We start from the raw sequence: 24,611 nt of genomic DNA, 5'->3' as shown, positions 1-24,611 counted from the left end.
AATTAAGAGCTTACATCATAAGTAGATAGCAACGTTTAGAAAAGTATTAAAATCAAAATTCTTGAAATCAAAAAAAAGGTGATGGCCTAGTGGCGATCACCTTTATCTGGTTTATCTGAAGGGCTTATTCGGCATCAGTCGTTTTTGCAGTTTCGTTTGTGTCTGCGTTTTCTACCGTTTCAGTATTTACTGATACTTTGGTATGGGCATAAGGAGTACCGAGTACCGTTCTTTCACCTTCAGCCATGCTGTTATCAAAATAGATAGCATCTTTACTGAATAGGTTGATGACGGTTGAGCCTAATTTGAAACGGCCCATTTCTTCGCCTTTCTTGAGCTGAATTGCTTTTTCACCTTGAGTTTCATAGTTCCAGCGATGAACGGAGGATCCCGTTGGCGGAGTAATTGTGCCGCCCCAAACCACTTCAATACTGCCAACAATAGTAGCACCGACAAGCACTTGTGCCATTGGGCCAAATTCGGTATCAAAAATACAAACCACGCGCTCATTGCGAGCAAACAGGTTTGGCACGTTGGCAGCGGTGAGTGGATTTACAGAGAATAAGTCACCCGGAACATAAATCATTTGGCGTAATACACCATCACATGGCATATGGACGCGATGATAATCACTTGGTGACAGGTACAATGTTGCGAACTCACCATCGGCAAATTCTTCGGCTAATGCTTTGTCGCCACCAAGCAGTTCTTTTGCTGAGAAATCATGACCTTTTGCTTGAATTAAGCGTCCATTTTCTATTGGGCCAAATTGACTTGTGCGAGCATCGGCAGGGTGAACGATTACGTTGCTACCTTCCGAAATAGGGCGCACACCTTCTTTAAGTTCACGAACAAAAAATTCATTAAAACTATTAAAATAGGCTGGATCTGAATGAACGGCGTCGTTCATGTTCACTTTATATTGTTTAATAAACCAGCGAATAACCGCGGTGCTTAAACTGCCCATCTGTGCAGAGGCTAACTTACCCATGAGGCGAGTTAAGGCATGCTGTGGGATCCAATACTGTAAAGTTACTTTAATTTTATCAATCACTTGGTTATCCGTTTTATCTGAATATTTCGCATATAAAAATGAGGGTACGAAAGAGGCCGACATAGTACTTAAAAGCCAACTATTTGTCAGCGTTATAAATCTTTTTTATCTTTAGAAAATTGTCGATTTGCTTTATTTTCGCTCATGCTTTCAATAATGCGATGGTAATTATCAAAGCGCACTCGAGTGATGTCACCACTTTCAACTGCGCTGCGAATAATACAGCCGGGATCATTGTTGTGTTTACAATCTCGGAACTTGCATCCACCTAGATAAGGGCGAAACTCAATAAAGGCCTGTGTGACTGCATCTGCTTCTAAGTGCCATAAACCAAATTCACGCACCCCTGGGGAATCAATTAAATCACCACCTTTTGGAAAATGGTAAAGGCGAGCGGTGGTTGTAGTATGTTGGCCTAGGCCGGAATTTTCAGACACATCACCTTCTAAGATCTGCACTTCAGGTATTAAGGCATTCACTAAGCTAGATTTGCCTACGCCAGATTGACCGACAAAAATATTTAAGCGATCTTTTAAGGCAGCTTGTAGATCATCTAGCCCTTCTTCTGTTTCGCGGCTAACAAACAACACGTCATACCCAATGGTTTTATAATGACTTAATGCTTGTTGGTATTGCTTGCGTTTATCATCAGAAATTAAATCGGTTTTATTCAGAACAATCAAAGGTGCAATTTCGAGAGTTTCAGCAGCGATGAGGTAACGATCAATAATATTGAGCGATAATTCAGGTAAAACGGAAGATACAATGACCATCTGATTAACATTGGCGGCGACAGGTTTGATGCCATCATAATAATCTGGACGAACTAATACGGAGGTTCTTTTTTCAACGGCTTCTACAACGCCTGAGATCCCTGCCATGGATTCCAAGCCGGGACGCCATATCACGTTGTCACCAGAAACAAGGCTTTCAATTCCACGTCGTAGATTGCAGCGATGAATAACGCCGCTTTCAGAGTCTTCAATATCGGCATGCTGACCAAAGCGAGTAATGACTAAGCCCTTTTGCATTCCGCCTAACATATCATCGTCCCATTGGATCGAGTCTTCTCGTTTAAGTCGTTTGCTTTGGTTGGTGCGTACTTGGCGTACTTGGCCTTTAGTTAGCTTATTTTTTTTTGCCACAGGTAATATTAATTCCGTAATAATTAAGAGGGTGTTGGATTAAATCCAGCAGGGTATAATATACCTATTAAGTGCAAAGATATCCAAAATAGACAATTCATCTAATAGGTAATGATATGACACAACCTCAACACGCTAAGTTTCATCAAGATAATTTAATTTGGATTGACCTTGAAATGACGGGATTGGATCCAGAAACGCATAAAATTATCGAAATTGCTTCAATTGTCACGGATAGCGAATTAAATATTTTAGCGGAAGGGCCAATGCTCGCGATTCATCAATCTGATGAAGAATTAGCTAAAATGGATGATTGGTGCACCAATACACATACCAATAGCGGTTTAGTTAAAAGAGTGAAAGAAACGGCCGTGACAGAAAATGAAGCGATTGCCCAAACGATCGCTTTTTTGGAGCAATGGGTACCAAAAGGGAAATCACCTATTTGTGGTAATAGTATTGGTCAAGACCGTCGCTTTTTGTATAAGCATATGCCTTTATTGGAAGAGTACTTTCACTATCGCTATCTTGATGTTAGTACAATAAAAGAGTTAACGCGCCGTTGGCAGCCAGAAATTTTAGACGGCTTTTCTAAATCTGGTAGTCATTTAGCACTGGATGATATTCGTGAATCGATTGCAGAACTTAAGTATTACCGTTCTACAGTGTTCAAAATTTGATTAAAGTGCGAGAGTTATCAGCAGATTGTTTTATTTTCAATCAATCGAACAATTATTTTCATTTTTTTGCAAACTAGTACTTGCATCAAAATCAAATGCTCTTATAATTCGCACCCCTAAACAGCGAAAGATGTTTAGCTCTGCGACACTAGCTCAGCTGGTAGAGCGCGACCTTGCCAAGGTCGAGGTCACGAGTTCGAGCCTCGTGTGTCGCTCCAATTTCTTGTTTAATCGAGAAGTTGGAAAGGTAAAGTTTTCATTGTACTTAACAATGACATCCGGACGCGGGATGGAGCAGTTTGGTAGCTCGTCGGGCTCATAACCCGAAGGTCGTAGGTTCAAATCCTGCTCCCGCAACCACATTAATTTTCATGGTTATCTTAATAACGGTGAGAATATAAAAGTAACAACGCGACACTAGCTCAGCTGGTAGAGCGCGACCTTGCCAAGGTCGAGGTCACGAGTTCGAGCCTCGTGTGTCGCTCCAAATTAGAATACGAAACACGATGGCGCTTCTGGCAGAGCGCAACCTAGTCAAGGTCAAGGTTGAGGTCACGCCTAAACCTTGAAGATCGGGAGCCTCGTGTGTCGCTCCAGTTTCTTGTTTAATCGAGAGATTGGAAAGGTAGAGTTTTCATTGTACTTAACAATGACATTCGGACGCGGGATGGAGCAGTCTGGTAGCTCGTCGGGCTCATAACCCGAAGGTCGTAGGTTCAAATCCTGCTCCCGCAACCACATTAATTTTCATGGTTATCTTAATAACAGTGAGAATATAAAAGTAACAATGCGACACTAGCTCAGCTGGTAGAGCGCGACCTTGCCAAGGTCGAGGTCACGAGTTCGAGCCTCGTGTGTCGCTCCAGTTTCTTGTTTAATCGAGAGATTGGAAAGGTAGAGTTTTCATTGTACTTAACAATGACATTCGGACGCGGGATGGAGCAGTCTGGTAGCTCGTCGGGCTCATAACCCGAAGGTCGTAGGTTCAAATCCTGCTCCCGCAACCACATTAAAAGATGTTATGAACACGTTAGCTCGTCGGGCTCAGCACTTCATAAAATCGGCGAAGGACGTAGGTTTAAACCTGCTTCTGGAACCACATTAAAAGATGTTATGAACACGCTAGCTCGTCGGGCTCAGCACTTCATAAAATCGGCGAAGGACGTAGGTTTAAATCCTGCTTCTGGAACCACATTAAAAGATATTATGAATACGCTATAGCTCGTCGGGCTCAGCACTTCATAAAATCGGCGAAGGACGTAGGTTTAAACCTGCTTCTGGAACCACATTAAAATAAATGGCTAAATTTAGCGGTTTATTACGCGACACTAGCTCAGCTGGTAGAGCGCGACCTTGCCAAGGTCGAGGTCACGAGTTCGAGCCTCGTGTGTCGCTCCAAATAAAATAAAAAACGATCTCAAAAGAGATCGTTTTTTATTCTCTGCAATATATAGATTCCCGATGTGAATCATTTTCATTTTAATCAAGATATTTGATTATCGCTCTTTCTAGTTTTATACAATTTATTGGCTGTCATTTTACTAATCAGAAAATTATTCTTCGATGTCCTCTACTTCGCTGTAAGCGCTGTTTTGACTGGTGATTATAAATTTGTCTACAGAGTTACCCACAAGTGTAATTTGTGGATAACTTGGTGTGTAAGTCATTTTTTTATAATGAAAAACGACTGAGTTATTTGGATCTTTAGCATTAATAAAAAATTAACGGTTTAATGAAAAAAGTTATAAGCTTTTGATTTTTATTGGTTTTGTTTTTTAGCTGTATAAAAGATCAGGTTGAGTTGAAGATCTTTATTTGGTTTTTACTTGATCTTTATCATTTTATTTGAATGTGTTTAACTTTCTGTTACGCCCTGTAACGTTACTTATTTTGATACTTTTTCCACATTACAATTTTTTGAGATCAGTATCACCATAGGTAGGGTGAACTATCAGTAAGGTAACGTTATGCATCTCGCGGTAAACCTTTTTTGATAATCCTAACCAGTCGTTCTAGTTTGGTATTTCTTATTTCAATATCTTTTTTTTCATGTTGAACTTCTAAAGCCCAATTAATATGAATATCTAATAATTCATTTATACCTAACCTAGACTCTAATGCTTGGTAGATTAATTGACTATATGGAGCATTACCTAAAGCGATAGCAATGTTTCGAAGCCACTGCGTATGACCAATACGTCGAATTGCCGAGCCTTCCATGTTTTTTAGAAAAGTAGCTTCATCCCATTGGAATAACTGGGTGAGATCCGAAGTATTGAAGATAGGTCTACGGTGGAAGCTTTCTTGTTCGGTGATATCCGATTCACGACTCCAAGGGCAAACGAGTTGGCAGTCATCACAACCATAAATTCGGTTTCCCATCTTACTGCGTAATTCTTCTGGGATAACACCATCAAACTCTATGGTGAGATAAGAGATGCATAATCTAGCATCAACAACACCATCACTGATTATGGCTCCCGTTGGACAAGAAGTAATACAAGCTGTGCACTTTCCACATTGGTCTGTTTGGGGTTCATCAATAGGTAAGGGAAGATCAACTAATAATTCCCCTAAAAAAAACCAGGAACCTTTATCTTTATCAAGAATCAAGGAATGCTTGCCCGTCCAGCCTAAACCTGCCTTTTGTGCTAATGGACGCTCTAAAATGGGTGCAGAATCAACAAAAGGACGATAGCCAAAAGCTCCCACTTCTTGTTCAATACGTTGCCCTAGTTTTTTAAGTTGATTACGAATTAATTTATGATAGTCGCGACCTAATGCATAACGACTAATATAGGCTTGCGTTGGATCGGCAAGATTTGAAGCAAATTGAGCATCTGGAGGAAGGTAATCCATTCTTACGCTAATAACTCGAACAGTTCCCGGGAGAAGTTCTGCTGGCCTTGCTCGCATCATGCCATGTCTTGCCATCCAGTCCATAGTCCCGTGATATCCAGCATCTAACCACCGTTGTAATTGAGCTTCATGATTGGATAGATCGATATCGCAGATCCCAACTTTTTGAAAGCCTAGCTCTTCGCCCCATAGCTTAATGTTTTTGGCAAGTTCGATGTAGTTCATAGTTGATAGCTTTTGGAGGATGGTCAAGGTTGGATTTTACCTAATAGATAGAGTGGTTACGATGGCTCTTCATGTTTATTTGGCTATTATGACTCAATAAAGTCAATTTTGGATGAAATCTTGACACTTTACTTAGAATTTATCCGCAATATGTAGAATAATAGTGAGTTAAAAATATCGGATGATATCCAAGTTTATTGGGTCTAAATCACTTTTAATATAAATATCGTACGGATAAGTAGAATACTCTTTGTTGAATTAAACGATTCCTTTTTATGAGCAAGATCACCATGACTAAAATCAAACAAGCACTATTAATTGATGAAGCTGCCACCATAAATTTAGGGACTCAGTTAGCCCATTTATGTTCACAACAAACCACGATTTATTTGCATGGCGATCTCGGTGCGGGAAAAACAACATTTAGCCGTGGTTTTGTGAGAGCTTTAGGCCATCAAGGTAATGTGAAGAGCCCAACATACACTTTGGTTGAACCTTATATTTTATCGGATTGGCAAGTGTATCATTTTGATTTGTACCGTTTAGCCGATCCTGAAGAGTTAGAGTTTATGGGAATCCGAGATTATTTTACTCCAGACGCTATTTGTTTGGTTGAGTGGCCTGAAAAAGGTGAAGGAATGTTGCCTCAACCTGATTTAGATATTGAGTTACGTTACATTGAGTCACATAGGCAGGTTGTTCTAACTGCCAATAATGAATATGGGCAATCTTTATTAAGTAGGTTGGAGTTGTGTTGAAGTTATTTAGTGTAAAAGTTTGTTTTTTATTGATTGCTTTACTTGGTTTGTCATCTTCTGTATTGGCTAATTCATTAAATTCAATTCGTGTCTGGCCATCTGAGAGTGATACGCGTGTTGTGATGGATATGGCTAGCGATCCTTCTTTTAGCTATTTCACCTTAACTAGTCCAGATAGGTTAGTGGTTGATATCAAAAACACGGTATTAAAAACCAAGTTGCCATTAAAAGTGACGGATAGCCCTGTTTTAACTCAAGTTCGTCGTAGTGGCGCTCCGAATGCGTCGACTTATCGTTTGGTCTTTGAATTGAAATCGAAGCAAAATCCTGAGGTATTTAAATTAGCACCAACCGCTGGTGGACAATATGGACATCGTTTAGTTGTTGATTTTAAACATGGATCTGCCAGTGGTTCTTCTGTTCCAACTAGCGCTCCAAAAGAAACAGCAACGCCGTCGAATAATGAGCGTCATGTTGTTCCTAACACATTATCTCGCTCACCCACGAGTATTGTCGTAGCAATTGATCCGGGGCACGGTGGACAAGATCCCGGCTCGATTGGACCAACAGGAAAATATGAAAAAAATGCGACATTAGCGATCGCTAAAAAAGTGGTGGACGATCTAAATAAGAAAACGCCAAATATTCATGCCGTACTCACGCGTACAAGTGATTATTATGTCAATTTGAATGAGCGTTCGGAAATTGCCCGTAAAAATAAAGCCTTATTATTGGTTTCTATTCATGCTGACAGTTATACCACTTCAGGTCCGCGAGGCGCTTCTGTTTTTGTACTAAGCACTCGTCGTGCGAATACCGAGATTGGTCGCTGGGTTGTAAAGAAAGAAGAACAATCTGAATTGCTTGGCGGTGGCGGTTTATTATTGTCTAAGAATGCGAATGATAAAAACGTGAGCCAAACGGTTCTTGATTTACAGTTTAGCCATTCTCAAACTGAAGGTAATAAACTGGCTTTGCATGTGATTAGTCAGCTACGCCAAGTGACTCGTATGCATACGACCAAGCCTGTTTATGCTAGTTTGGCCGTTTTGAAATCACCAGATATTCCTTCTATTCTTGTCGAAACAGGGTTTATTTCTAATCCAGAAGAAGAAAAATTGTTATTCCAAAACTATCACCAAAATAGATTAGCAAATGCCATTTCTGTGGCGATACAACAGTATTTTAAAGATAACCCACCGGAAGGGATGATTGTTGTGAATCATGCTTCGGCAGGAAAGCATAAAGTTAAAAGTGGCGAGTCTCTTTCGGTTATCGCAAAAAGTTATAATACCAGCACTGCGAATTTGATGAAGTGGAATAACTTAAAAAACTCGAGCTTAAATGTTGGTCAAGAATTGCAAGTGAGTGCGACTAATAATCGTCAATCAAGTGTAAGCTCGGGAGCATCGAGTGCTGCATCGTCAGGTTCTAAAGAAATCACTCATGTGGTAAGAAGTGGTGATTATCTAGGTAAAATTGCCGAAACTTATAATGTGTCAGTTAGCCAAATTAAGTCACAAAATAATTTACGCAGTAATACATTAAAATTAGGCCAGAGACTTAAAATTACCGTGCCAAGTTCGTCTGTATCGATCACACATAAAGTTCGAAGTGGTGAGTATTTAGGTGGAATAGCTCAAAAATATGGTGTCAGTGTGGATGATATTCGTAAGACGAATAATTTACGCTCAAATAGCTTAGCCGTCGGTCAGAAGCTAACCATACCGAAATCTTAATATTGATAAGGTTTTTGGGTCTTAATTTATAGCTTTTTATTCTCAATTTATAGTCTTAACGGTGTAGCGATATTATGGCGATTAAAATTTTACCTGCTCGACTTGCGAACCAAATCGCTGCTGGTGAAGTGGTGGAGCGTCCTGCATCAGTTGTGAAAGAATTAGTTGAAAATAGTATTGATTCTGGCGCGACGCGGATCGATATCGATATTGAAAAAGGTGGCAGCAAACTTATTCGTGTTCGGGATAATGGTTCTGGTATCGCAAAAGATGAACTGGGGCTAGCCTTGAGTCGTCATGCCACTTCAAAAATCCACACTCTCGATGATCTCGAAGCGATTGTTAGCCTTGGTTTTCGAGGAGAAGCGTTAGCCAGTATTAGCTCAGTATCTCGTTTAACTTTAACTTCTCGTATTGCCACTCAAACGGAAGCTTGGTCTGCTTATGCTGAAGGCCGAGATATGACAGTTAAAGTGACACCAGCAGCGCACCCAATAGGAACCACGATTGAAGTGGTTGATTTGTTTTTTAATACGCCGGCTCGACGTAAATTCCTTCGCACTGAAAAAACCGAATTCTCTCATATTGATGAATTGCTGAAACGCATCGCGTTGAGTTGTCTTGAGGTGTCGATCACCTTACGTCATAACGGAAAAGTACTGCGTCAATATCGTGCAGCGAAAACAGATAGCCAAATTGAAAAGCGATTGACGGCAGTTTGTGGTGCTAATTTTATGCAGCATGCGGTGGCGATCTCGCTTGATCATAATGATCTTAAGCTCAAAGGCTGGATGACTACGCCACAAGGCGCTCGTAGCCAAAGTGATTTGCAATATTGTTATGTAAACGGCCGTATGATGCGCGATAAGCTTATCAACCATGCTATACGCCAAAGTTATGAATCGGCTTTACGATCTGAACAATTTGCTACTTATGTATTATTTATTGAAATCGATCCCCATCAAGTTGATGTCAATGTCCACCCAGCTAAACATGAAGTTCGCTTCCACCAAGCACGTCTTGTACATGATTTTATTTATCAAGCCTTGCGGGATGCTTTATCCCAGGCAGTTGAAATAGCCTCACCAGCCATTTCTAAATCTGCTTATGCAAGTCAATATCAGCCTCAACATGATGTTGATGAATTAATGAATAGTTCAATTCGCCAACGAGATGAATATATTAATGACTCTCCACAAACCTATAAGGTCGCGAGAACTGATCAGTTACCAGGAAGCAGTCAGTGGCAAGAAAATAGTCAGTGGCAAGAAAGTAAGCAGATAAAACGAGATAGCTCAATCTCTTCTCCGTGCTCTGAGAAAACCACTCGTTCATCGACATCAAGTTATCACCCGAAGCAATCAGAAGTGTATCAAGCGTTGTTTCAAACGGCAGCACCAATGGATTTCGAAGGGCATCAAGAGAGTGAGAATAATGTAAACACGGACAATGATATCGTGGGTACGACTAAAAATGAGGCGCGAATTCAACAAAAATCGACTTTAGAACTCAGTAATATCAAGTCTTTAGGGAAATCCTTAGCCGTGGTTCAAGATCGTTATTTATTGATGCAAAACTCTCAGACCTGTTTATTAGTGGATCTGAATAAAGCTGAAGCGTTGAGAGTGCAAGGTCAATTAATAGTGGGCGAAGATAATGGCTTAAAAGCTCAGCCGCTACTCATTTTATTAAGTATCCCTGTTTCATCTGATTTACTGGCAACGGCAGAAGAACAATATTCATTATTATCTTTGTTTGGCATTGAGTTAAAAGCCAAAGGGAAGAATAATTTAGTGGTAATGGCCGTGCCACAGCCGCTAAGACATCAAAATTTACAATCTTTCATCCCCGATCTTTTGGGGTATATTTTAGAGATAAAAACCGTCAGTTATGAAGCGCTGACTTTATGGATAACGGAATATATTACCGTACCAAAAGCTCGCTACACTTTATCTGAAGCCATTCAACTTGTGTCTGAGCTTGAACAAATTTGGGGAACCGCTTTGCCGTTACAACAATATAATTGGGTTCAACCAGTTGATTTTTCTGCTTTGATTGTGGGGCTGCAATCATGAGTGAATCATTACCTTTAGCTTTGTTTTTAATGGGGCCGACAGCATCAGGGAAAACCGAGCTGGCAATTCGCCTACGTCAAAAATACCCTGTCGAGATCATTAGTGTCGATTCTGCATTGATTTACAAAGGAATGGATATTGGGACCGCAAAGCCAGATGAACAAGAATTAGCACTTGCACCTCACCGGCTGATTAATATTTTAGATCCAAAAAATTCTTATTCTGCTGCTGATTTTCGTCGGGATGCATTAAATGAAATGGCCGATATTGTTGCCCAAGGTAAAATACCATTATTGGTAGGTGGCACTATGTTGTATTACAAAGCCTTGCTTGAGGGCTTGTCACCATTACCCGCAGCGGATCCCGCTATTCGTCAACAGATAGAAGAAGAGTCACAACAAAAAGGCTGGGAAGCTTTACATCAAGAATTGGCGATGATTGATCCTGTGTCTGCGCAAAGGATTCATCCCAATGATCCACAGCGTTTATCACGCGCACTTGAGGTGTTCCGAATCACAGGTAAAACATTAACCGAATTGACGGCAAAAAAAGGCGAACCGATTCCTTATCGAGTAAAACAATTTGCGGTAATGCCAGCTCAACGATCAGAACTGCATCGACGTATTGAACTTCGATTTGAAAAAATGATCGCCGCGGGATTTGAACAAGAAGTAAGCACCTTGTATCAACGAAGCGATCTACACCTTGATCTACCTTCCATTCGTTGTGTAGGCTATCGACAGATGTGGGAATATCTTGATGGAAATGGCACACTAGATGAAGCCGTGTTTAAAGGTATATGCGCCACTCGTCAATTAGCGAAAAGACAAATTACCTGGTTACGAAGCTGGAATGATTTAACTTGGCTAGATAGTGAAAATATTGAGGCATCAGTAGAAACATTATCAAATGCGATAGTGAGCGAATCCTGAACCGTGCATCTTGATGTGATTTGAGTATACTGAAAGCGTTTAGGTAAGTTTTTGTCAAATACCTATTTTCGATATAAAGATAAATTTGGCAGTCGAGCAAATTGGCTCGTTAATGCACCACTTAATGGCTCTTTTATTAAGTATTCGCACTGCTTTATTGTGTAAGTGACTTTTTACGGTTGTTTTTTGCAACGGTATACGTAAAAAGATCAAGTTAGCTAAAAATAAAACAACAATCAAAATAAGGAATATAAAATGGCTAAGGGGCAATCTTTACAAGACCCATTCTTGAATGCATTACGTCGCGAACGTATCCCAGTTTCAATTTATTTAGTGAATGGGATTAAACTTCAAGGTCAAATTGAATCTTTTGATCAATTCGTGATTTTATTGAAAAATACCGTCAGTCAAATGGTTTATAAGCATGCGATTTCGACGGTTGTGCCTGCTCGTGCAGTAAGCCATCATACCGCTGAACAACGCCCAGTAACTCAAGATAAACCGCAACAAGAGAATTCAGAAGATTAAGAATATTTTATTGTTTACATTAAGGAGCGAACGGTTTGTTTGACCGTTATGAATCCGGCGAACAGGCGGTACTTGTTCATATAAACTTCACACAAGAAGGTGAGTGGGAAGACCTCAGCGAGTTTGAAATGCTGGTGTCTTCTGCTGGCGTAAATAGCCTGAAGGTTGTAACGGGTAGCCGCCAATCACCGCATGCTAAATATTATGTCGGTACAGGTAAAGCACAAGAAATTGCAGATACAGTAAAAGCATTAGGTGCTGAAATTGTTATTTTTAATCATGCTTTATCGCCAGCACAAGAACGTAATCTTGAATACTTGTGCCAATGTCGAGTTCTCGATCGTACTGGTTTAATCTTAGATATCTTTGCTCAACGAGCTCGAACTCATGAAGGTAAATTGCAAGTTGAATTGGCGCAGTTGCGTCACTTATCAACTCGTTTGATCCGAGGTTGGACTCACTTAGAGCGTCAAAAAGGTGGTATAGGTTTACGCGGGCCGGGTGAAACTCAGTTAGAAACCGACAGACGTTTATTGCGTGAGCGTATTAAAGCTATCCTACGTCGTTTAGCCAAAGTTTCAAAACAACGTGAGCAAGGAAGAAAGGCAAGGCAACGAGCTGAAATTCCAACAATTTCGTTAGTGGGCTATACCAACGCAGGAAAATCGACTTTATTTAATCATATTACCCAAGCGGGGGTTTATGCGGCGGATCAACTATTCGCAACACTAGATCCTACGTTACGAAAAATAGAGCTTGAAGATGTTGGTAATGCTGTATTAGCAGATACGGTTGGCTTTATTCGTCATTTGCCCCATGATTTGGTTGCAGCTTTTAAAGCAACATTGCAAGAAACTCAAGAAGCTGACATTTTGTTACATGTTGTAGATGCTAGTGATGACCGTTTTCGTGAGAACATCCACGCGGTTGACGTAGTTTTAGAAGAAATTGATGCTCATGAGGTTCCATCGCTGTTAGTGATGAACAAAATTGATAACATGGAAGGGCAAAAACCAAGAATTGAGCGAGATGACGAAGGTTTACCTCGTATCGTCTGGGTTTCGGCCATGAATGGGATCGGTTTAGATTTGTTGTTTTCTGCGCTTACTGAGCGCTTGTCAACACAGATTGTTCAGTATCAGCTTTGTATTTCCCCTATGCATCAAGGACGTATTCGTAGTGTCTTCATTCAGATGAATGCGATCCAAGCTGAAAAGTATGATCAAGAAGGTAACTTATTGATTGATATTCGAATGCAACAAGTTGATTGGTCAAGATTAGAGAAAAGAGAAGAGGTAGTTTTGCGTGACCTTATCGTCACTGACTTAGCTGCTACAGTATGATATCGATGCAGTAATTTTACTGTTATTGGTATGAACGTCATATCTATACGATGGAGCTTTCTAATGGCGTGGAACGAGCCTGGAAATAACAACGACAATAATGGCCAAGATAAAGACCCTTGGGGTAAGAATAAAAATCGCGGCGGTCGAGATCAAGGTCCACCTGATTTGGATGAGGTTTTTAATAAGCTCAGTCAAAAATTAGGCGGTACATTCGGTAAGAAAGGTAACGGGAAACCATTATTTGGTGGCGGTGGTGCGATCGGCTTTGGTGCGATTGCGTTAATAGCTATCTTAATTTGGGTTTTCTCTGGCTTCTATACTATCGGCGAAGCAGAGCGTGGTGTTGTACTTCGTTTAGGTAAGTACGAAAAAATAGTGGATCCAGGTCTAAACTGGCGTCCTCGCTTTATTGATGATGTCACACCTGTCAACGTACAAGCGATTCGCTCATTACGTGCTAGCGGTTTAATGCTAACCAAAGATGAAAATGTAGTAACGGTCGAAATGGGGGTTCAATACCGAGTATCTGACCCTTATAAATACCTATTTCGCGTGACTAATGCCGATGACAGTCTACGTCAAGCAACCGATTCAGCACTTCGTGCCGTTATTGGTGATTCTTTGATGGATAGTATTCTCACCAGTGGTCGTCAGCAAATACGACAAACTACGGAAAAAACGGTAAACCAAATTATCGATAAATACGATATGGGCTTAACGGTAACCGATGTGAACTTCCAATCCTCTCGTCCTCCAGAGCAAGTGAAAGATGCGTTCGATGACGCCATTGCAGCTCGAGAAGATGAAGAACGTTTCATTCGTGAAGCAGAAGCGTATAAAAATGAAATTCTACCGAAAGCGACCGGCCGTGCTGAACGTTTGAAGAAAGAAGCTCAAGGCTATACCGAGCGCACGGTAAATGAAGCGTTAGGTCAAGTGGCTCAGTTTAATAAGCTATTGCCTGAATACCAAGCGGCACCAAAAGTAACACGTGATCGTTTGTATCTTGATGCTATGGAAAAAATCTATACACGTAGCTCGAAAGTTCTGATTGATTCTGAATCGTCTGGCAATATGCTGTATTTACCGATTGATAAGTTAATTTCGGATTCTAAAGCTCAGCCAGCGAAAGCACGTACCGGAGATAAATCATCTTCTGAGTATGATGGTATTCAATTAGATTCAAGCAAATCAAATGGTGATGAGACTGATAAACACTCAAGCTCGACTTCAACACGTAAAGGGAGATTCTAAACATGCGTAAGTTATTTATCCCTTTAGTGGCGATTTTAATTGTTGTGGCATTAATGTCAGTGTTTGTTATCCCGGAAGGCGAGCGAGGCATCGTGATCCGTTTTGGTCGAATACTGAAAGATACCAATGATATGTCTTCAAAAATTTATCCTCCGGGTTTGCATATGAAAATGCCTTTCTTTGATAATGTAAAAACGTTAGATGCACGTATCCAAACAATGGATGGTAAATCAGACCGTTTTGTAACATCAGAGAAAAAAGACGTTATCATCGATACTTATGTGAAATGGAAAATAAGTGATTTTGGTAAGTATTATCTGGCAACCGGTGGTGGTAATACCTTAACGGCTGAAACACTACTGGGGCGTAAGGTGACTGATATTCTTCGTTCTGAAATCGGTGCGCGGGAAATTAAGCAAATCGTTTCCGGTCCTCGCAGTGAAATAGTTGCTGTTGATATGATTAAAGATGAAGATGCGTTACCTGAATCGGCTAAAGAAGCATTAGAAGTAGATGGCGAGCGCGATAAAATCATGCTTGATGTATTGGATGATACTCGCGATAGTGCAATGAAAGATTTAGGTGTTGAATTGGTTGATTTCCGTATGAAGAAAATTAACCTACCTGATGAGATCAGTGAGTCGATTTATCGTCGTATGCGTGCGGAACGTGAATCCGTTGCGCGTAAGCACCGTTCGCAAGGTCGTGAAAAAGCCGAAATTATTCGAGCTCAAGCGGAACTTGAAGTTGCAACTACATTAGCCGAAGCCGATAAAACAGCTCGTGTTACTCGTGGTGATGCAGATGCAAAAGTAGCTACGATTTATGCACAGTCATACAATCAAGATCCTGAGTTTTATAGCTTCTTGCGTTCACTTAAAGCGTACGAAAAATCGTTCAGCAATAAGAGTGACTTACTGGTACTTGATCCAAAGAGTGACTTCTTTAAATATATGAATCAAAGTAATGGACGTAAGACTGAGAACTAAACCTTCTGAGCTTTCGTTGTTATAATCAATTGAAGAAGGGACCTGATGGTTCCTTCTTTTTTTATGGCTATTTGGATTGAAATGAGGATAAATAACAGTGATATCTTTCTTTATTGCTATGGGGTTCGTTCTTATATTTGGAGGCTTAGGGCCTGCGTTTGCACCTAAAGCATGGAAAAGTATGGTCACAAAAATGAGCCAACTTCCTGATAGTCAATTAAAGAGAATCGGAGGTGCTTTAGTGGTTGCAGGCTGCGTAATTGTCTTTATGTTGATGAAATAATGACAGCAAGTTAATCTCATGCAATCTTATTTTATGTATGAAAGTAAAGTGCATAAAAATTCATCTAAAAAATGACTGCAACAAGTGTTTTTGGTATGCTAGAATCCTTTTTTAACTAGCAAGTAGAATTAAAAATGGGAAATAACGTAGTCGTTCTTGGCACCCAATGGGGTGACGAAGGTAAAGGTAAAATAGTTGACCTTTTAACTGAAGATGCAAAATATGTGGTGCGCTATCAAGGTGGTCACAATGCAGGTCACACTCTAGTCATTGACGGTGAAAAAACCGTTCTCCACTTAATTCCATCAGGTATTCTACGCAATAATGTGAAGTGCATTATTGGCAATGGTGTTGTACTTTCTCCTGACGCTTTATTAAATGAAATGAAACCGCTTGAAGCGCGTGGCATTCCGGTTCGTGAACGTCTATACATCTCTGAAGCTTGCCCTCTTATTCTTCCTTATCACATTGCTTTAGATCAAGCCCGTGAGCTTGCTCGTGGTAAAAAAGCGATTGGTACAACTGGTCGTGGTATCGGTCCAGCTTATGAAGATAAAGTCTCTCGTCGTGGTTTACGCGTTGGCGACTTATTCGATATGAGTTCTTTTGCTGAAAAACTAAAAGAAGTCATGGAGTATCATAATTTCCAATTGGTGAACTACTACAAAGTAGATGAAGTTAACTATGAGGAAGTGCTTGAACAAGCGAAAGGTTATGCAGATTTGCTGACTTCACTTGTGATTGATGTAACTGATGAGCTTGACGCTGCTCGTAAACGTGGTGATAAAATCATGTTTGAAGGTGCTCAAGGTACATTGCTTGATATCGATCATGGTACTTACCCTTATGTAACGTCTTCAAATACGACTGCTGGTGGCGTTGCTGCTGGTTCTGGTTTTGGCCCAAGTCATATTGGTTATATTCTTGGTATCGCCAAGGCGTACTGTACTCGTGTTGGTTCAGGACCATTCCCAACAGAACTCTATGATGGCTTAGATAAGCAAGATCCTATTGGTAAGCATTTGGGTACTGTTGGTCACGAATTTGGTGCAACCACAGGCCGCCTGCGTCGTACCGGCTGGTTTGATGCTGTCGCTATGCGTCGCGCTGTTCAATTAAACTCAATCACCGGTTTTTGCTTAACGAAACTTGACGTTCTTGATGGCTTAGAAGAGTTAAAGATTTGTACTAGCTACCAAATGGACGATGGTTCAGTCATGAATGTGTCTCCATTAGCGGCTGATGCATTTGAAAAAGCGACGCCAATTTACGAAACGATGCCAGGTTGGTCTGAGAATACTTTTGGTGCTAAATCAATAGACGCGCTTCCACAAGCTGCTCTTGATTACATTAAGCGTATTGAAGAGTTGACTGGTGTTCCGATTGATATCGTATCAACTGGACCAGATCGTAATGAAACTATCATTAAGGTTCATCCATTTAGCGTTTAATATTACGCTAAAATGAAATATGAAAAAGCCGACGTTGATGTCGGCTTTTTTAGGTCTTGCAGTTGTAAACTGAGCAGCAAGGTCAAAGAATATTAATGAATCTGTTGCTCCGTTTTTTATGCAAAATTAAAGTACTTTATGTGGTCCGAAGCATTCGTAGTGAATACGATCTTCTGTTACATTCAACGCGATTAATTGCTTAGCAACATGTTGCATAAATATCACTGGGCCACAAAGGTAGAAATCAGTTTCTAGCCATTTAATTTCATTTTCAACTTGTGATAAATCCATTAAGCCAGAGAAATCATTCGTATCCGTTTCTTCTCTATACCAAGTGTATTCATTTAATTGTGCACTTAATTTTGTTAGTTCATTAATTCGAGCTTTAAAGCCATGACGCTCTGTGTTGTCAGCTGCATGCAGCCAATGAATAGGTGCTTGATGAGTCGCCTGAATACTTTCTACCATCGATAATACGGGTGTTAGACCTACGCCAGCTGAGATTAAAGCAATCGGAGTATTCGGCTCAGTGGTGATAAAGAAATCCCCAGCCGGAGCTGCTAGCTGAACAGTATCACCAAGGTTTACATGCGCATGTAAGTAATTAGATGCGATACCTTTATCTTCACGTTTTACTGAAATTCGGTAAGTTTTACCGTTAGGAGCATCGGATAAACTGTATTGGCGAATTTCTTGGAATTCCAATTTATCTGAATTTAAGTAAATGCCAATATATTGACCTGGCTTATAACCGATAACAGCATCGCCATCTACTGGTGCAAAAACAAAGCTAGTGATGACGTTGCTTTCTTTGATTTTCTCGATCACTTTAAATTCTCGAGTTCCACGCCAGCCACCAACTTCTTGTTCTTTTTGCTGGTAAATTTCTTCTTCACGATTAATGAATACACTTGCTAATAAGCCATAAGCTTCAGCCCAAGCATCAAGAACTTCTTGTCCAGGGCTCATCAATTCATCAATGGTTGCAAGTAAATGAGCACCGACAATTTGATATTGATCTGGTGAGATACTAAGGCTGGTGTGCTTGTGTGCAATTTTTTCTACTACAGGTAGTAACACTTCAATGTTATCAATATTGGCAGCGTAACCATATACGGCATTAAATAACGCTTCTCTTTGGCTACCAGTCTCTTGATTAGTCATGTTAAAGACATTCTTTAATTCTGGATTATGCTTAAACATACGATCATAGAAATGAGCGGTTAGAGAAGGACCTGCTTCGGCGATGAGAGGAGCGGTTGATTTTACAATATCAATAGTAGATTGGCTTAACATAATGGTTACCTTTTTAAAGTTGCATTTTAAATGCATTTTAACATTTTGTCTAAAATTAGAATGCGAGTCAATCATATATTTTTATTTTATAGATCAGAAATTGTTGATGCCCTAGTTTTAAAAGGATGAAATGTCATCAAGAAGAATAGAAAAATGTTAGCTTACCGATAAATCTTATATACTGCGTTTCACCTCATTGGTATTTCAATCATATTCGAGGTGGTTTTTATTTAGGAGTGACAATGCAACTTACTTCATTTACCGATTATGGATTGCGAGCGTTGATCTTTTTGGCTTCATTGCCTGAAGGCCAACGAACCAACGCCCAAGTTGTAAGTGACAAGTTAGGTATCCCTAAAAATCATTTGGTTAAGATTATTCATAAATTGGCACAGCTAGGTTATGTGGAAGCGATAAGAGGAAAGTATGGGGGGATACTACTAGGCATGCCCGCTGAGAAAATTATTATCGGTAATGTAGTTCGCGACTTAGAGCCATTACAGATTGTTAATTGTGCCGAAAGCGTCTGCAATATAACATCTGCTTGCCGTCTAAAAGGTAAGTTAGCCCAAGCTAAGGAAGCATTCTTACAACAATTGGATGATTGCACTATTTCCGATATGCTAACGGACAATAATGAATTATTACTTCTCTTCGCCCCAGCGTAACCCAAGTTTTTACTTTCTTATGTCTATATTTTTAGTGTACTTCAACTGTCTTGTACATAGAGGTACTCTGTTTTTAAACCATTTCTGTAGGTTAGCGTCCCACTCAGATATACTCATAGTTACACTTTGCGCATATAAGCAGGTTTGTCATGTCCGAACGTCCCGAAATTATAGATCCTTTTGCCAAGCGAGAATCAGAAAAATATGAAAATCCGATTCCTAGTCGAGAGTTTATTTTAGCGCTCTTAACTAAGGCAAATGTGCCAATGAATCGTAATGATCTCTTTGAAGCGCTAAATTTAAAAGATGAAGATGAATATGAAGGCCTACGACGTCGCTTGCGTGCGATGGAGCGCGATGGCGAGCTTATTTTTACTCGTCGTCAGTGTTACGCCTTACCTGAAAAAATCGACTTGATTAAAGGTACGGTTATTGGGCATAAGGATGGTTTTGGCTGGGTTCGCCCTGATGGCAGTATCGGTAAAGATAACGATGTCTTACTACCGTTTCACCAGATGCGGACCATCATTCACGGTGATTATGTATTAGTTCAACCAAATGGTGTGGATAAACGTGGCCGTAAAGAAGGGCGCTTAGTCCGCATTCTTGAAGCCCGTGAAACTAATTTAGTGGGTCGTTTCTTTATGGAAGGTGGCCATGCTTATGTCGTACCAGATGATTCACGTATTAGCCAAGATATCTTGATCCCGGAAGAATTTCGTAGCGGCGCTCGTATGGGTAACGTTGTGATTGTAGAGCTAACCGCTCGTGCTACGCGTTCGCGCGGCATGATGGGAAAAGTGTTGGAAGTACTGGGTGAGAATATGGCCCCTGGTATGGAAATTCAAATAGCGATCCATACCCACCAAATTCCCAATGAATGGCCGTTAGCCGTCGAAAAGCAGGTTCAAAATTTAGCTGAAGAAGTGCCAGAGGAAGCGAAGGCTGGGCGAGTTGATTTACGCGATTTACCTCTTGTGACCATTGATGGTGAAGATGCTCGTGATTTTGATGATGCGGTGTATTGTGAAGCGAAAAAAGGTGGTGGCTGGCGTTTATGGGTGGCGATTGCAGATGTGAGTTATTACGTTCGTCCTAATACAGCACTCGATAAAGAGGCCATTAAGCGAGGTAATTCGGTTTATTTCCCTGCACAAGTGGTTCCTATGCTGCCAGAAGTATTATCGAATGGTTTATGCTCATTGAACCCACAAGTTGATCGACTGTGCATGGTATGCGAAATGACGGTTTCTTCTGCTGGGAAGTTGTCAGGCTATAAACACTATGAAGCGGTGATGAGTTCACATGCACGTCTTACCTACAACAAAGTGGGGGCGATATTAGACGGTAATGAAGATCTGCGTGAACGTTATAAGAAAGTGGTACCCGATCTTGAACAGCTACATAAAATGTATCAAGTATTGAAAGTAGCACGTGAGCAACGTGGCGCGATTGAATTTGAAACGACGGAAACGAAATTTATCTTCAATGAATTACGTAAAATTGAACGTATCGAGCCTGTGGTTCGCAATGATGCACATAAGATCATTGAAGAATGTATGATCCTGGCCAATATCGCTTCAGTATCATTTGTTGAAAAAGCGAAAGAGCCAGCGTTATATCGTGTCCATGATACTCCAGGTGAAGAGCGCCTTACTGGTTTTCGATCTTTCCTTGGTGAATTAGGGTTAAGCTTGACCGGTGGGCTAGAGCCAACACCAACTGACTATGCAGAGCTTATTCACGCTATTGGCGAGCGTCCTGATAAAGAACTTATTCAGACGATGTTGCTACGCTCAATGAAGCAAGCGGTATATAACGCCGCTAATGGTGGGCATTTTGGTTTAGCGCTACAGCGTTATGCTCACTTTACCTCACCAATTCGTCGTTATCCTGATTTATTATTACACCGTGCGATCAAGTATCTCATTACTAAAAATGCAGGTGTCAATACGGATCGTTCGACTCCTACGGGCGGCTATCATTATAACGTTGATGAAATGGACTTTTACGGTGAGCAATGTTCAACAACTGAACGCCGCGCCGATGATGCAACTCGTGATGTGGCCGATTGGCTCAAATGTGAATACATGCAAGATCATGTAGGTGAAGAACTTGATGGTGTTATTGCAAATGTCACTGGCTTTGGTTTCTTTGTTCGTTTAAGAGATCTTCATATTGATGGTTTAGTTCATATTTCCTCTTTAGCTAATGATTATTATCAATTTGATCCTATGGGGCAGCGTTTAGTCGGTGAAAGCTCTGGCTTGATTTATCGCTTAGGTGATTCAGTTAAAGTTAAAGTGTTAGCGGTGAATCTAGATTCTCGTCAGATTGACTTTGAAATCGTGGGATCGAGTCGCCCTGTTCGCGGTAAAGGAAAAACAGATAAAAAACGATCTGCAAATGCAGATAAGAAAGCGGCGACACAAAAGAAACAAGCAGTAAAAGAAAATAAGCCAGGTCAAAAAGCGAAACCATTGGTTGAGCCTACAAAACGGCCTGATGGCAGCGCTGATCAGGCGAAGAAGAAGAAACGTAAACCTAAAGCGGTAGAAGCGGGAAAGCCAGGAACAAAACCAAGGCGTAGTAAGCCTTCTGCATCAAAGCGCGCGCAAAAATAATCATAAAATTTAGGGTGAATAAACCCAAAAGGTAGACCATGAGTAACGAATTTATCTTTGGCATTCATGCCATTAATGCGGTGTTAGACAAAGACCCTGCACGTTTAATTGAAGCATTTGTTTTAAAAGGCCGTGAAGATGACAGATTATTACCTGTCATTAATCAACTGCAAAAATATGGCGTTTCTGTACAACAAATGGGACGTAAAGCACTAGATGACAAATCAGACGGTGCAAATCATCAAGGTATTATTGCAAAAGTAAAACCGGCCAAGCAGTTAAATGAGAATCACCTTGATGACATCTTAATTGCCTGTAAAGCTAAAGGTGAAACCCCACTATTATTAGTATTGGATGGCGTTACTGACCCGCATAATCTTGGCGCATGTCTACGTAATGCTGATGCGGCTGGTGTTGCAGCGGTTATTGTACCAAAAGATAAGTCAGCGCCTTTAACGGGTACCGTTAGTAAAGTTGCTTGTGGCGCTGCAGAAACCGTACCATTTGTTCGTGTTACCAATTTGGCTCGGACTATGCGTGCATTGCAAGAACAAGGAGTATGGTTTGTCGGTACGGCTGGTGAAGCAACCCAGGACATCTATCAAGCAAAATTAACGGGTCCGCTTGCTATTGTGATGGGAGCGGAAGGCGATGGTATGCGTCGGTTAACACGTGAAACTTGTGATGATTTAATTAAGATCCCAATGGCGGGCAGTGTATCAAGCTTGAATGTGTCAGTTGCCACTGGCGTTTGTTTGTTTGAAGCTGTGAGACAAAGACTGAGCTAAGTCTTAGCTCTATTTAAGCGGTTCTACATTAGCATTGAATAGATAAAGCGATCATTGAACAATGATCGCTTTTTATTTGTACGTTATTAAGCCGCGAGTTTAACCCGAAAATTCGAATAAATCACAAACCGAATCAAATAATTGCTTAGTGGTGTAGTTTAAAGTTGGCGTAATGAAAAGAGTATCGTCTCCTGCTACAACCCCTAAAATGCCTTCAGATTTTCCTAATGAATCTAAAAGACGAGCGATAAGTTGCGCAGCTCCTGGTCCGGTATGAATAACAACTAGCGCGTCATTATGCCCAATATCTAAAACCAATTCACGTAGCGAGCTAGAGACGGTTGGAACGCCTAACTCTGCGGGTAAACAATATACCATTTCCATTTTCGCATTGCGTGTGCGGACGGCGCCAAATTTAGTCAGCATACGAGATACTTTGGATTGGTTAATATTATCAAAGCCTTCTTCTTTGAGCATATCAACAATCTCACCTTGTGAACCAAAACATTCTTCTTTCAATAATGCTTTGAATGAACGGATAAGCTGATCTTGTTTATCATTATTTCGCATGAGGGTTCGATCTTAAATATACATAGAATTGCATTATTTTCGCATAGATCGGCATTATGTACCAATAAGAAGTCGTGACTTTGTGTATTAAGCTAGAAATTAAATGTAACAACCGTTACTTGATTTTTTCTAGATCGCTCAATGTCATTAAGCGACAAAAGCTAAAGTTAGATGAGGGGAAGATCTCAAAGCTGAGTTAATAAATTGTAATTAATTTGTGCGTATTGTAATTTGGTAGGAGTCGTTATATTTACGAAAATCATAAAAATATTTTGTCAAAGGAGAAGGTTCATGAAAGTAGCTGTCATTGGTGCTGCAGGCGGTATTGGACAAGCATTGGCGTTATTGCTTAAAAACGGATTACCAGCAAGATCAGATCTTGCGTTGTATGATATCGCACCTGTCACTCCAGGGGTTGCGGCTGATCTTAGTCATATACCAACACCGGTTTCTATTAAAGGTTATGCAGGTGACGATCCAACGCCTGCTCTTGAAGGTGCTGATGTCGTTCTAATTTCAGCTGGCGTTGCTCGTAAACCAGGCATGGATCGTTCAGATCTTTTCAACGTTAATGCTGGAATTATTAAATCATTAGCTGAAAAAATAGCGGTTACTTGTCCAACAGCTTGTGTTGGAATTATTACAAACCCAGTGAATACGACGGTGCCAATAGCAGCTGAAGTTCTAAAGAAAGCTGGCGTGTATAATAAAAATCGTTTATTCGGTATTACAACGTTAGACATTATTCGCTCTGAAACGTTTATTGCTGAATTGAAAGGTGTCTCTCTTCAAGGGCTAGAAGTTCCAGTTATTGGTGGTCACTCTGGCGTAACAATTCTTCCTCTTCTTTCTCAAGTTCAAGGTGTTGAGTTTACTGCAGAAGAAGCGGCTGCATTAACGAAACGTATTCAAAATGCTGGTACTGAAGTGGTTGAAGCAAAAGCGGGTGGCGGTTCGGCGACTCTGTCTATGGGTCAAGCCGCTTATCGTTTTGGTTTGTCTCTTGTAAAAGCATTGCAAGGTGAACAAGGTATCGTTGAGTGCGCTTATGTAGAAGGCCCTGGTGATAATGCTCGTTTCTTTGCACAACCTATTCGTTTAGGCAAACAAGGAATTGAAGAAATATTAAGCTATGGCAAATTAAGTGATTTTGAGCAACAAGCATTTGATAGCATGCTTGAAACGCTAAGAAGCGATATTGCTTTAGGTGAAGAGTTTGCTAAATAACTATTTGCTAAGAGCTAAGTAGCTAAAAGTGAATCTGAATAAAATTAAAGACCCGCGGTTTGCTCAAGCAACCACGGGTCTTATTTTTAGTGGCAGTTAAATTAGTTTTTGTATGTGAAA

20 protein-coding genes and 7 tRNA genes are annotated in these 24,611 nt (G+C 40.5%); 22 read left to right on the top strand and 5 right to left on the bottom strand.

What is annotated here, in order from left to right; translation table 11 throughout:
- Positions 1–124 precede the first annotated feature (124 nt).
- A complete protein-coding gene (asd, locus tag FH976_RS07850) occupies positions 125–1,051 on the bottom strand; it encodes an archaetidylserine decarboxylase (protein WP_194090342.1) in 927 nt (308 codons plus the stop codon).
- 95 nt (positions 1,052–1,146) lie between these two features.
- Positions 1,147–2,199 (bottom strand): small ribosomal subunit biogenesis GTPase RsgA, encoded by a 1,053-nt coding sequence (gene rsgA, locus FH976_RS07845; protein ID WP_194090316.1) that lies wholly within the window; start codon positions 2,197–2,199, stop codon positions 1,147–1,149.
- A 116-nt stretch (positions 2,200–2,315) separates the two neighbouring features.
- On the opposite strand from rsgA, the gene orn reads away from it, so the two are divergent.
- The 8 genes from orn to FH976_RS07805 all read left to right on the top strand — a co-directional run bounded on the left by orn (position 2,316) and on the right by FH976_RS07805 (position 4,277).
- The gene (gene orn, locus FH976_RS07840) at positions 2,316–2,879 is read left to right on the top strand and encodes an oligoribonuclease (RefSeq protein ID WP_194090315.1); all 564 of its coding nucleotides are present in this window, start codon (positions 2,316–2,318) and stop codon (positions 2,877–2,879) included.
- A gap of 142 nt (positions 2,880–3,021) precedes the next feature.
- Positions 3,022–3,097, top strand: a tRNA-Gly gene (locus FH976_RS07835).
- Positions 3,098–3,162: 65 nt separating this feature from the next.
- Positions 3,163–3,239, top strand: a tRNA-Met gene (locus FH976_RS07830).
- Positions 3,240–3,290: 51 nt separating this feature from the next.
- Positions 3,291–3,366, top strand: a tRNA-Gly gene (locus FH976_RS07825).
- A gap of 174 nt (positions 3,367–3,540) precedes the next feature.
- A tRNA-Met gene (locus FH976_RS07820) sits at positions 3,541–3,617 on the top strand.
- Between the two features lie 51 nt (positions 3,618–3,668).
- Positions 3,669–3,744, top strand: a tRNA-Gly gene (locus FH976_RS07815).
- A gap of 65 nt (positions 3,745–3,809) precedes the next feature.
- Positions 3,810–3,886 (top strand) — tRNA-Met (locus FH976_RS07810).
- 315 nt (positions 3,887–4,201) lie between these two features.
- Positions 4,202–4,277, top strand: a tRNA-Gly gene (locus FH976_RS07805).
- 567 nt (positions 4,278–4,844) lie between these two features.
- Here the strand turns inward: FH976_RS07805 and queG are convergent.
- Positions 4,845–5,963, bottom strand: a complete 1,119-nt coding sequence (queG, locus tag FH976_RS07800) for a tRNA epoxyqueuosine(34) reductase QueG (protein WP_194090314.1) — start codon at positions 5,961–5,963, stop codon at positions 4,845–4,847.
- A 290-nt stretch (positions 5,964–6,253) separates the two neighbouring features.
- Between queG and tsaE the strand changes: the two genes are divergently transcribed.
- From tsaE to FH976_RS07750, 10 genes are all read left to right on the top strand, one after another.
- Complete coding sequence (gene tsaE / locus FH976_RS07795) at positions 6,254–6,721, top strand: tRNA (adenosine(37)-N6)-threonylcarbamoyltransferase complex ATPase subunit type 1 TsaE (RefSeq protein ID WP_194090341.1); 468 nt, start codon at positions 6,254–6,256, stop codon at positions 6,719–6,721.
- Positions 6,715–8,460 carry an N-acetylmuramoyl-L-alanine amidase gene (locus FH976_RS07790; protein ID WP_194090313.1) on the top strand — a complete coding sequence of 582 codons (1,746 nt, stop codon included), beginning with the start codon at positions 6,715–6,717 and terminating at the stop codon, positions 8,458–8,460. The genes tsaE and FH976_RS07790 overlap by 7 nt, the downstream gene beginning before the upstream one ends.
- Positions 8,461–8,534: 74 nt before the next feature.
- Positions 8,535–10,535 carry a DNA mismatch repair endonuclease MutL gene (mutL, locus tag FH976_RS07785; RefSeq protein ID WP_194090312.1) on the top strand — a complete coding sequence of 667 codons (2,001 nt, stop codon included), beginning with the start codon at positions 8,535–8,537 and terminating at the stop codon, positions 10,533–10,535.
- Positions 10,532–11,467 (top strand): tRNA (adenosine(37)-N6)-dimethylallyltransferase MiaA, encoded by a 936-nt coding sequence (miaA, locus tag FH976_RS07780; RefSeq protein WP_194090311.1) that lies wholly within the window; start codon positions 10,532–10,534, stop codon positions 11,465–11,467. Before mutL ends, miaA begins: the two co-directional genes overlap by 4 nt.
- A gap of 255 nt (positions 11,468–11,722) precedes the next feature.
- Positions 11,723–11,995, top strand: a complete 273-nt coding sequence (gene hfq, locus FH976_RS07775; protein ID WP_194090310.1) for an RNA chaperone Hfq — start codon at positions 11,723–11,725, stop codon at positions 11,993–11,995.
- A gap of 35 nt (positions 11,996–12,030) precedes the next feature.
- Positions 12,031–13,338 (top strand): ribosome rescue GTPase HflX, encoded by a 1,308-nt coding sequence (gene hflX, locus FH976_RS07770; protein ID WP_194090309.1) that lies wholly within the window; start codon positions 12,031–12,033, stop codon positions 13,336–13,338.
- Positions 13,339–13,401: 63 nt separating this feature from the next.
- Positions 13,402–14,595 carry an FtsH protease activity modulator HflK gene (gene hflK / locus FH976_RS07765; RefSeq protein WP_194090308.1) on the top strand — a complete coding sequence of 398 codons (1,194 nt, stop codon included), beginning with the start codon at positions 13,402–13,404 and terminating at the stop codon, positions 14,593–14,595.
- Positions 14,596–14,597: 2 nt separating this feature from the next.
- Positions 14,598–15,584, top strand: a complete 987-nt coding sequence (hflC, locus tag FH976_RS07760) for a protease modulator HflC (RefSeq protein ID WP_194090307.1) — start codon at positions 14,598–14,600, stop codon at positions 15,582–15,584.
- Positions 15,585–15,702: 118 nt separating this feature from the next.
- A complete protein-coding gene (locus tag FH976_RS07755) occupies positions 15,703–15,867 on the top strand; it encodes a DUF2065 domain-containing protein (RefSeq protein ID WP_194090340.1) in 165 nt (54 codons plus the stop codon).
- 134 nt (positions 15,868–16,001) lie between these two features.
- On the top strand, positions 16,002–17,318 hold the full coding sequence (locus FH976_RS07750; RefSeq protein ID WP_194090306.1) for an adenylosuccinate synthase: 1,317 nt from the start codon (positions 16,002–16,004) through the stop codon (positions 17,316–17,318).
- 126 nt (positions 17,319–17,444) lie between these two features.
- On the opposite strand, the gene hmpA is transcribed toward FH976_RS07750, so the two are convergent.
- The gene (gene hmpA, locus FH976_RS07745; RefSeq protein WP_194090305.1) at positions 17,445–18,614 is read right to left on the bottom strand and encodes an NO-inducible flavohemoprotein; all 1,170 of its coding nucleotides are present in this window, start codon (positions 18,612–18,614) and stop codon (positions 17,445–17,447) included.
- Between the two features lie 242 nt (positions 18,615–18,856).
- Here hmpA and nsrR point away from each other — a divergent pair, with 242 nt between their 5' ends.
- The 3 genes from nsrR (at position 18,857) to rlmB (ending at position 22,694) form a co-directional block, all read left to right on the top strand.
- Entirely contained in the window at positions 18,857–19,282 is a 426-nt protein-coding gene (nsrR, locus tag FH976_RS07740) for a nitric oxide-sensing transcriptional repressor NsrR (protein WP_194090304.1), read from the top strand.
- A 149-nt stretch (positions 19,283–19,431) separates the two neighbouring features.
- Positions 19,432–21,906, top strand: a complete 2,475-nt coding sequence (rnr, locus tag FH976_RS07735; RefSeq protein ID WP_194090303.1) for a ribonuclease R — start codon at positions 19,432–19,434, stop codon at positions 21,904–21,906.
- Between the two features lie 38 nt (positions 21,907–21,944).
- Entirely contained in the window at positions 21,945–22,694 is a 750-nt protein-coding gene (gene rlmB, locus FH976_RS07730; protein ID WP_194090302.1) for a 23S rRNA (guanosine(2251)-2'-O)-methyltransferase RlmB, read from the top strand.
- A gap of 99 nt (positions 22,695–22,793) precedes the next feature.
- Here the strand turns inward: rlmB and argR are convergent, their stop codons facing one another.
- Complete coding sequence (argR, locus tag FH976_RS07725) at positions 22,794–23,264, bottom strand: transcriptional regulator ArgR (protein WP_194090301.1); 471 nt, start codon at positions 23,262–23,264, stop codon at positions 22,794–22,796.
- A 291-nt stretch (positions 23,265–23,555) separates the two neighbouring features.
- Here argR and mdh point away from each other — a divergent pair, with 291 nt between their 5' ends.
- Positions 23,556–24,491: a malate dehydrogenase gene (mdh, locus tag FH976_RS07720; protein WP_194090300.1), complete on the top strand. Its 936-nt coding sequence runs from the start codon at positions 23,556–23,558 to the stop codon at positions 24,489–24,491.
- Positions 24,492–24,611 lie beyond the last annotated feature (120 nt).

The organism is Vibrio hibernica (genome assembly GCF_015223435.1).
In the GTDB taxonomy this organism is placed as follows: Bacteria; Pseudomonadota; Gammaproteobacteria; order Enterobacterales; family Vibrionaceae; genus Vibrio; species Vibrio hibernica.
This window is presented reverse-complemented; position numbering and strand designations above follow the sequence as displayed.

Bases quoted from the DNA above. Each gene is read 5' to 3' on its own strand.
- orn (WP_194090315.1), top strand. From the start codon at position 2,316: ATGACACAACCTCAACACGCTAAGTTTCATCAAGATAATTTAATTTGG.
- queG (WP_194090314.1), bottom strand. From the start codon at position 5,963: ATGAACTACATCGAACTTGCCAAAAACATTAAGCTATGGGGCGAAGAG.
- tsaE (WP_194090341.1), top strand. From the start codon at position 6,254: ATGACTAAAATCAAACAAGCACTATTAATTGATGAAGCTGCCACCATA.
- mutL (WP_194090312.1), top strand. From the start codon at position 8,535: ATGGCGATTAAAATTTTACCTGCTCGACTTGCGAACCAAATCGCTGCT.
- miaA (WP_194090311.1), top strand. From the start codon at position 10,532: ATGAGTGAATCATTACCTTTAGCTTTGTTTTTAATGGGGCCGACAGCA.
- hfq (WP_194090310.1), top strand. From the start codon at position 11,723: ATGGCTAAGGGGCAATCTTTACAAGACCCATTCTTGAATGCATTACGT.
- hflK (WP_194090308.1), top strand. From the start codon at position 13,402: ATGGCGTGGAACGAGCCTGGAAATAACAACGACAATAATGGCCAAGAT.
- hflC (WP_194090307.1), top strand. From the start codon at position 14,598: ATGCGTAAGTTATTTATCCCTTTAGTGGCGATTTTAATTGTTGTGGCA.
- FH976_RS07755 (WP_194090340.1), top strand. From the start codon at position 15,703: ATGGGGTTCGTTCTTATATTTGGAGGCTTAGGGCCTGCGTTTGCACCT.
- FH976_RS07750 (WP_194090306.1), top strand. From the start codon at position 16,002: ATGGGAAATAACGTAGTCGTTCTTGGCACCCAATGGGGTGACGAAGGT.
- hmpA (WP_194090305.1), bottom strand. From the start codon at position 18,614: ATGTTAAGCCAATCTACTATTGATATTGTAAAATCAACCGCTCCTCTC.
- nsrR (WP_194090304.1), top strand. From the start codon at position 18,857: ATGCAACTTACTTCATTTACCGATTATGGATTGCGAGCGTTGATCTTT.
- rnr (WP_194090303.1), top strand. From the start codon at position 19,432: ATGTCCGAACGTCCCGAAATTATAGATCCTTTTGCCAAGCGAGAATCA.
- rlmB (WP_194090302.1), top strand. From the start codon at position 21,945: ATGAGTAACGAATTTATCTTTGGCATTCATGCCATTAATGCGGTGTTA.
- argR (WP_194090301.1), bottom strand. From the start codon at position 23,264: ATGCGAAATAATGATAAACAAGATCAGCTTATCCGTTCATTCAAAGCA.
- mdh (WP_194090300.1), top strand. From the start codon at position 23,556: ATGAAAGTAGCTGTCATTGGTGCTGCAGGCGGTATTGGACAAGCATTG.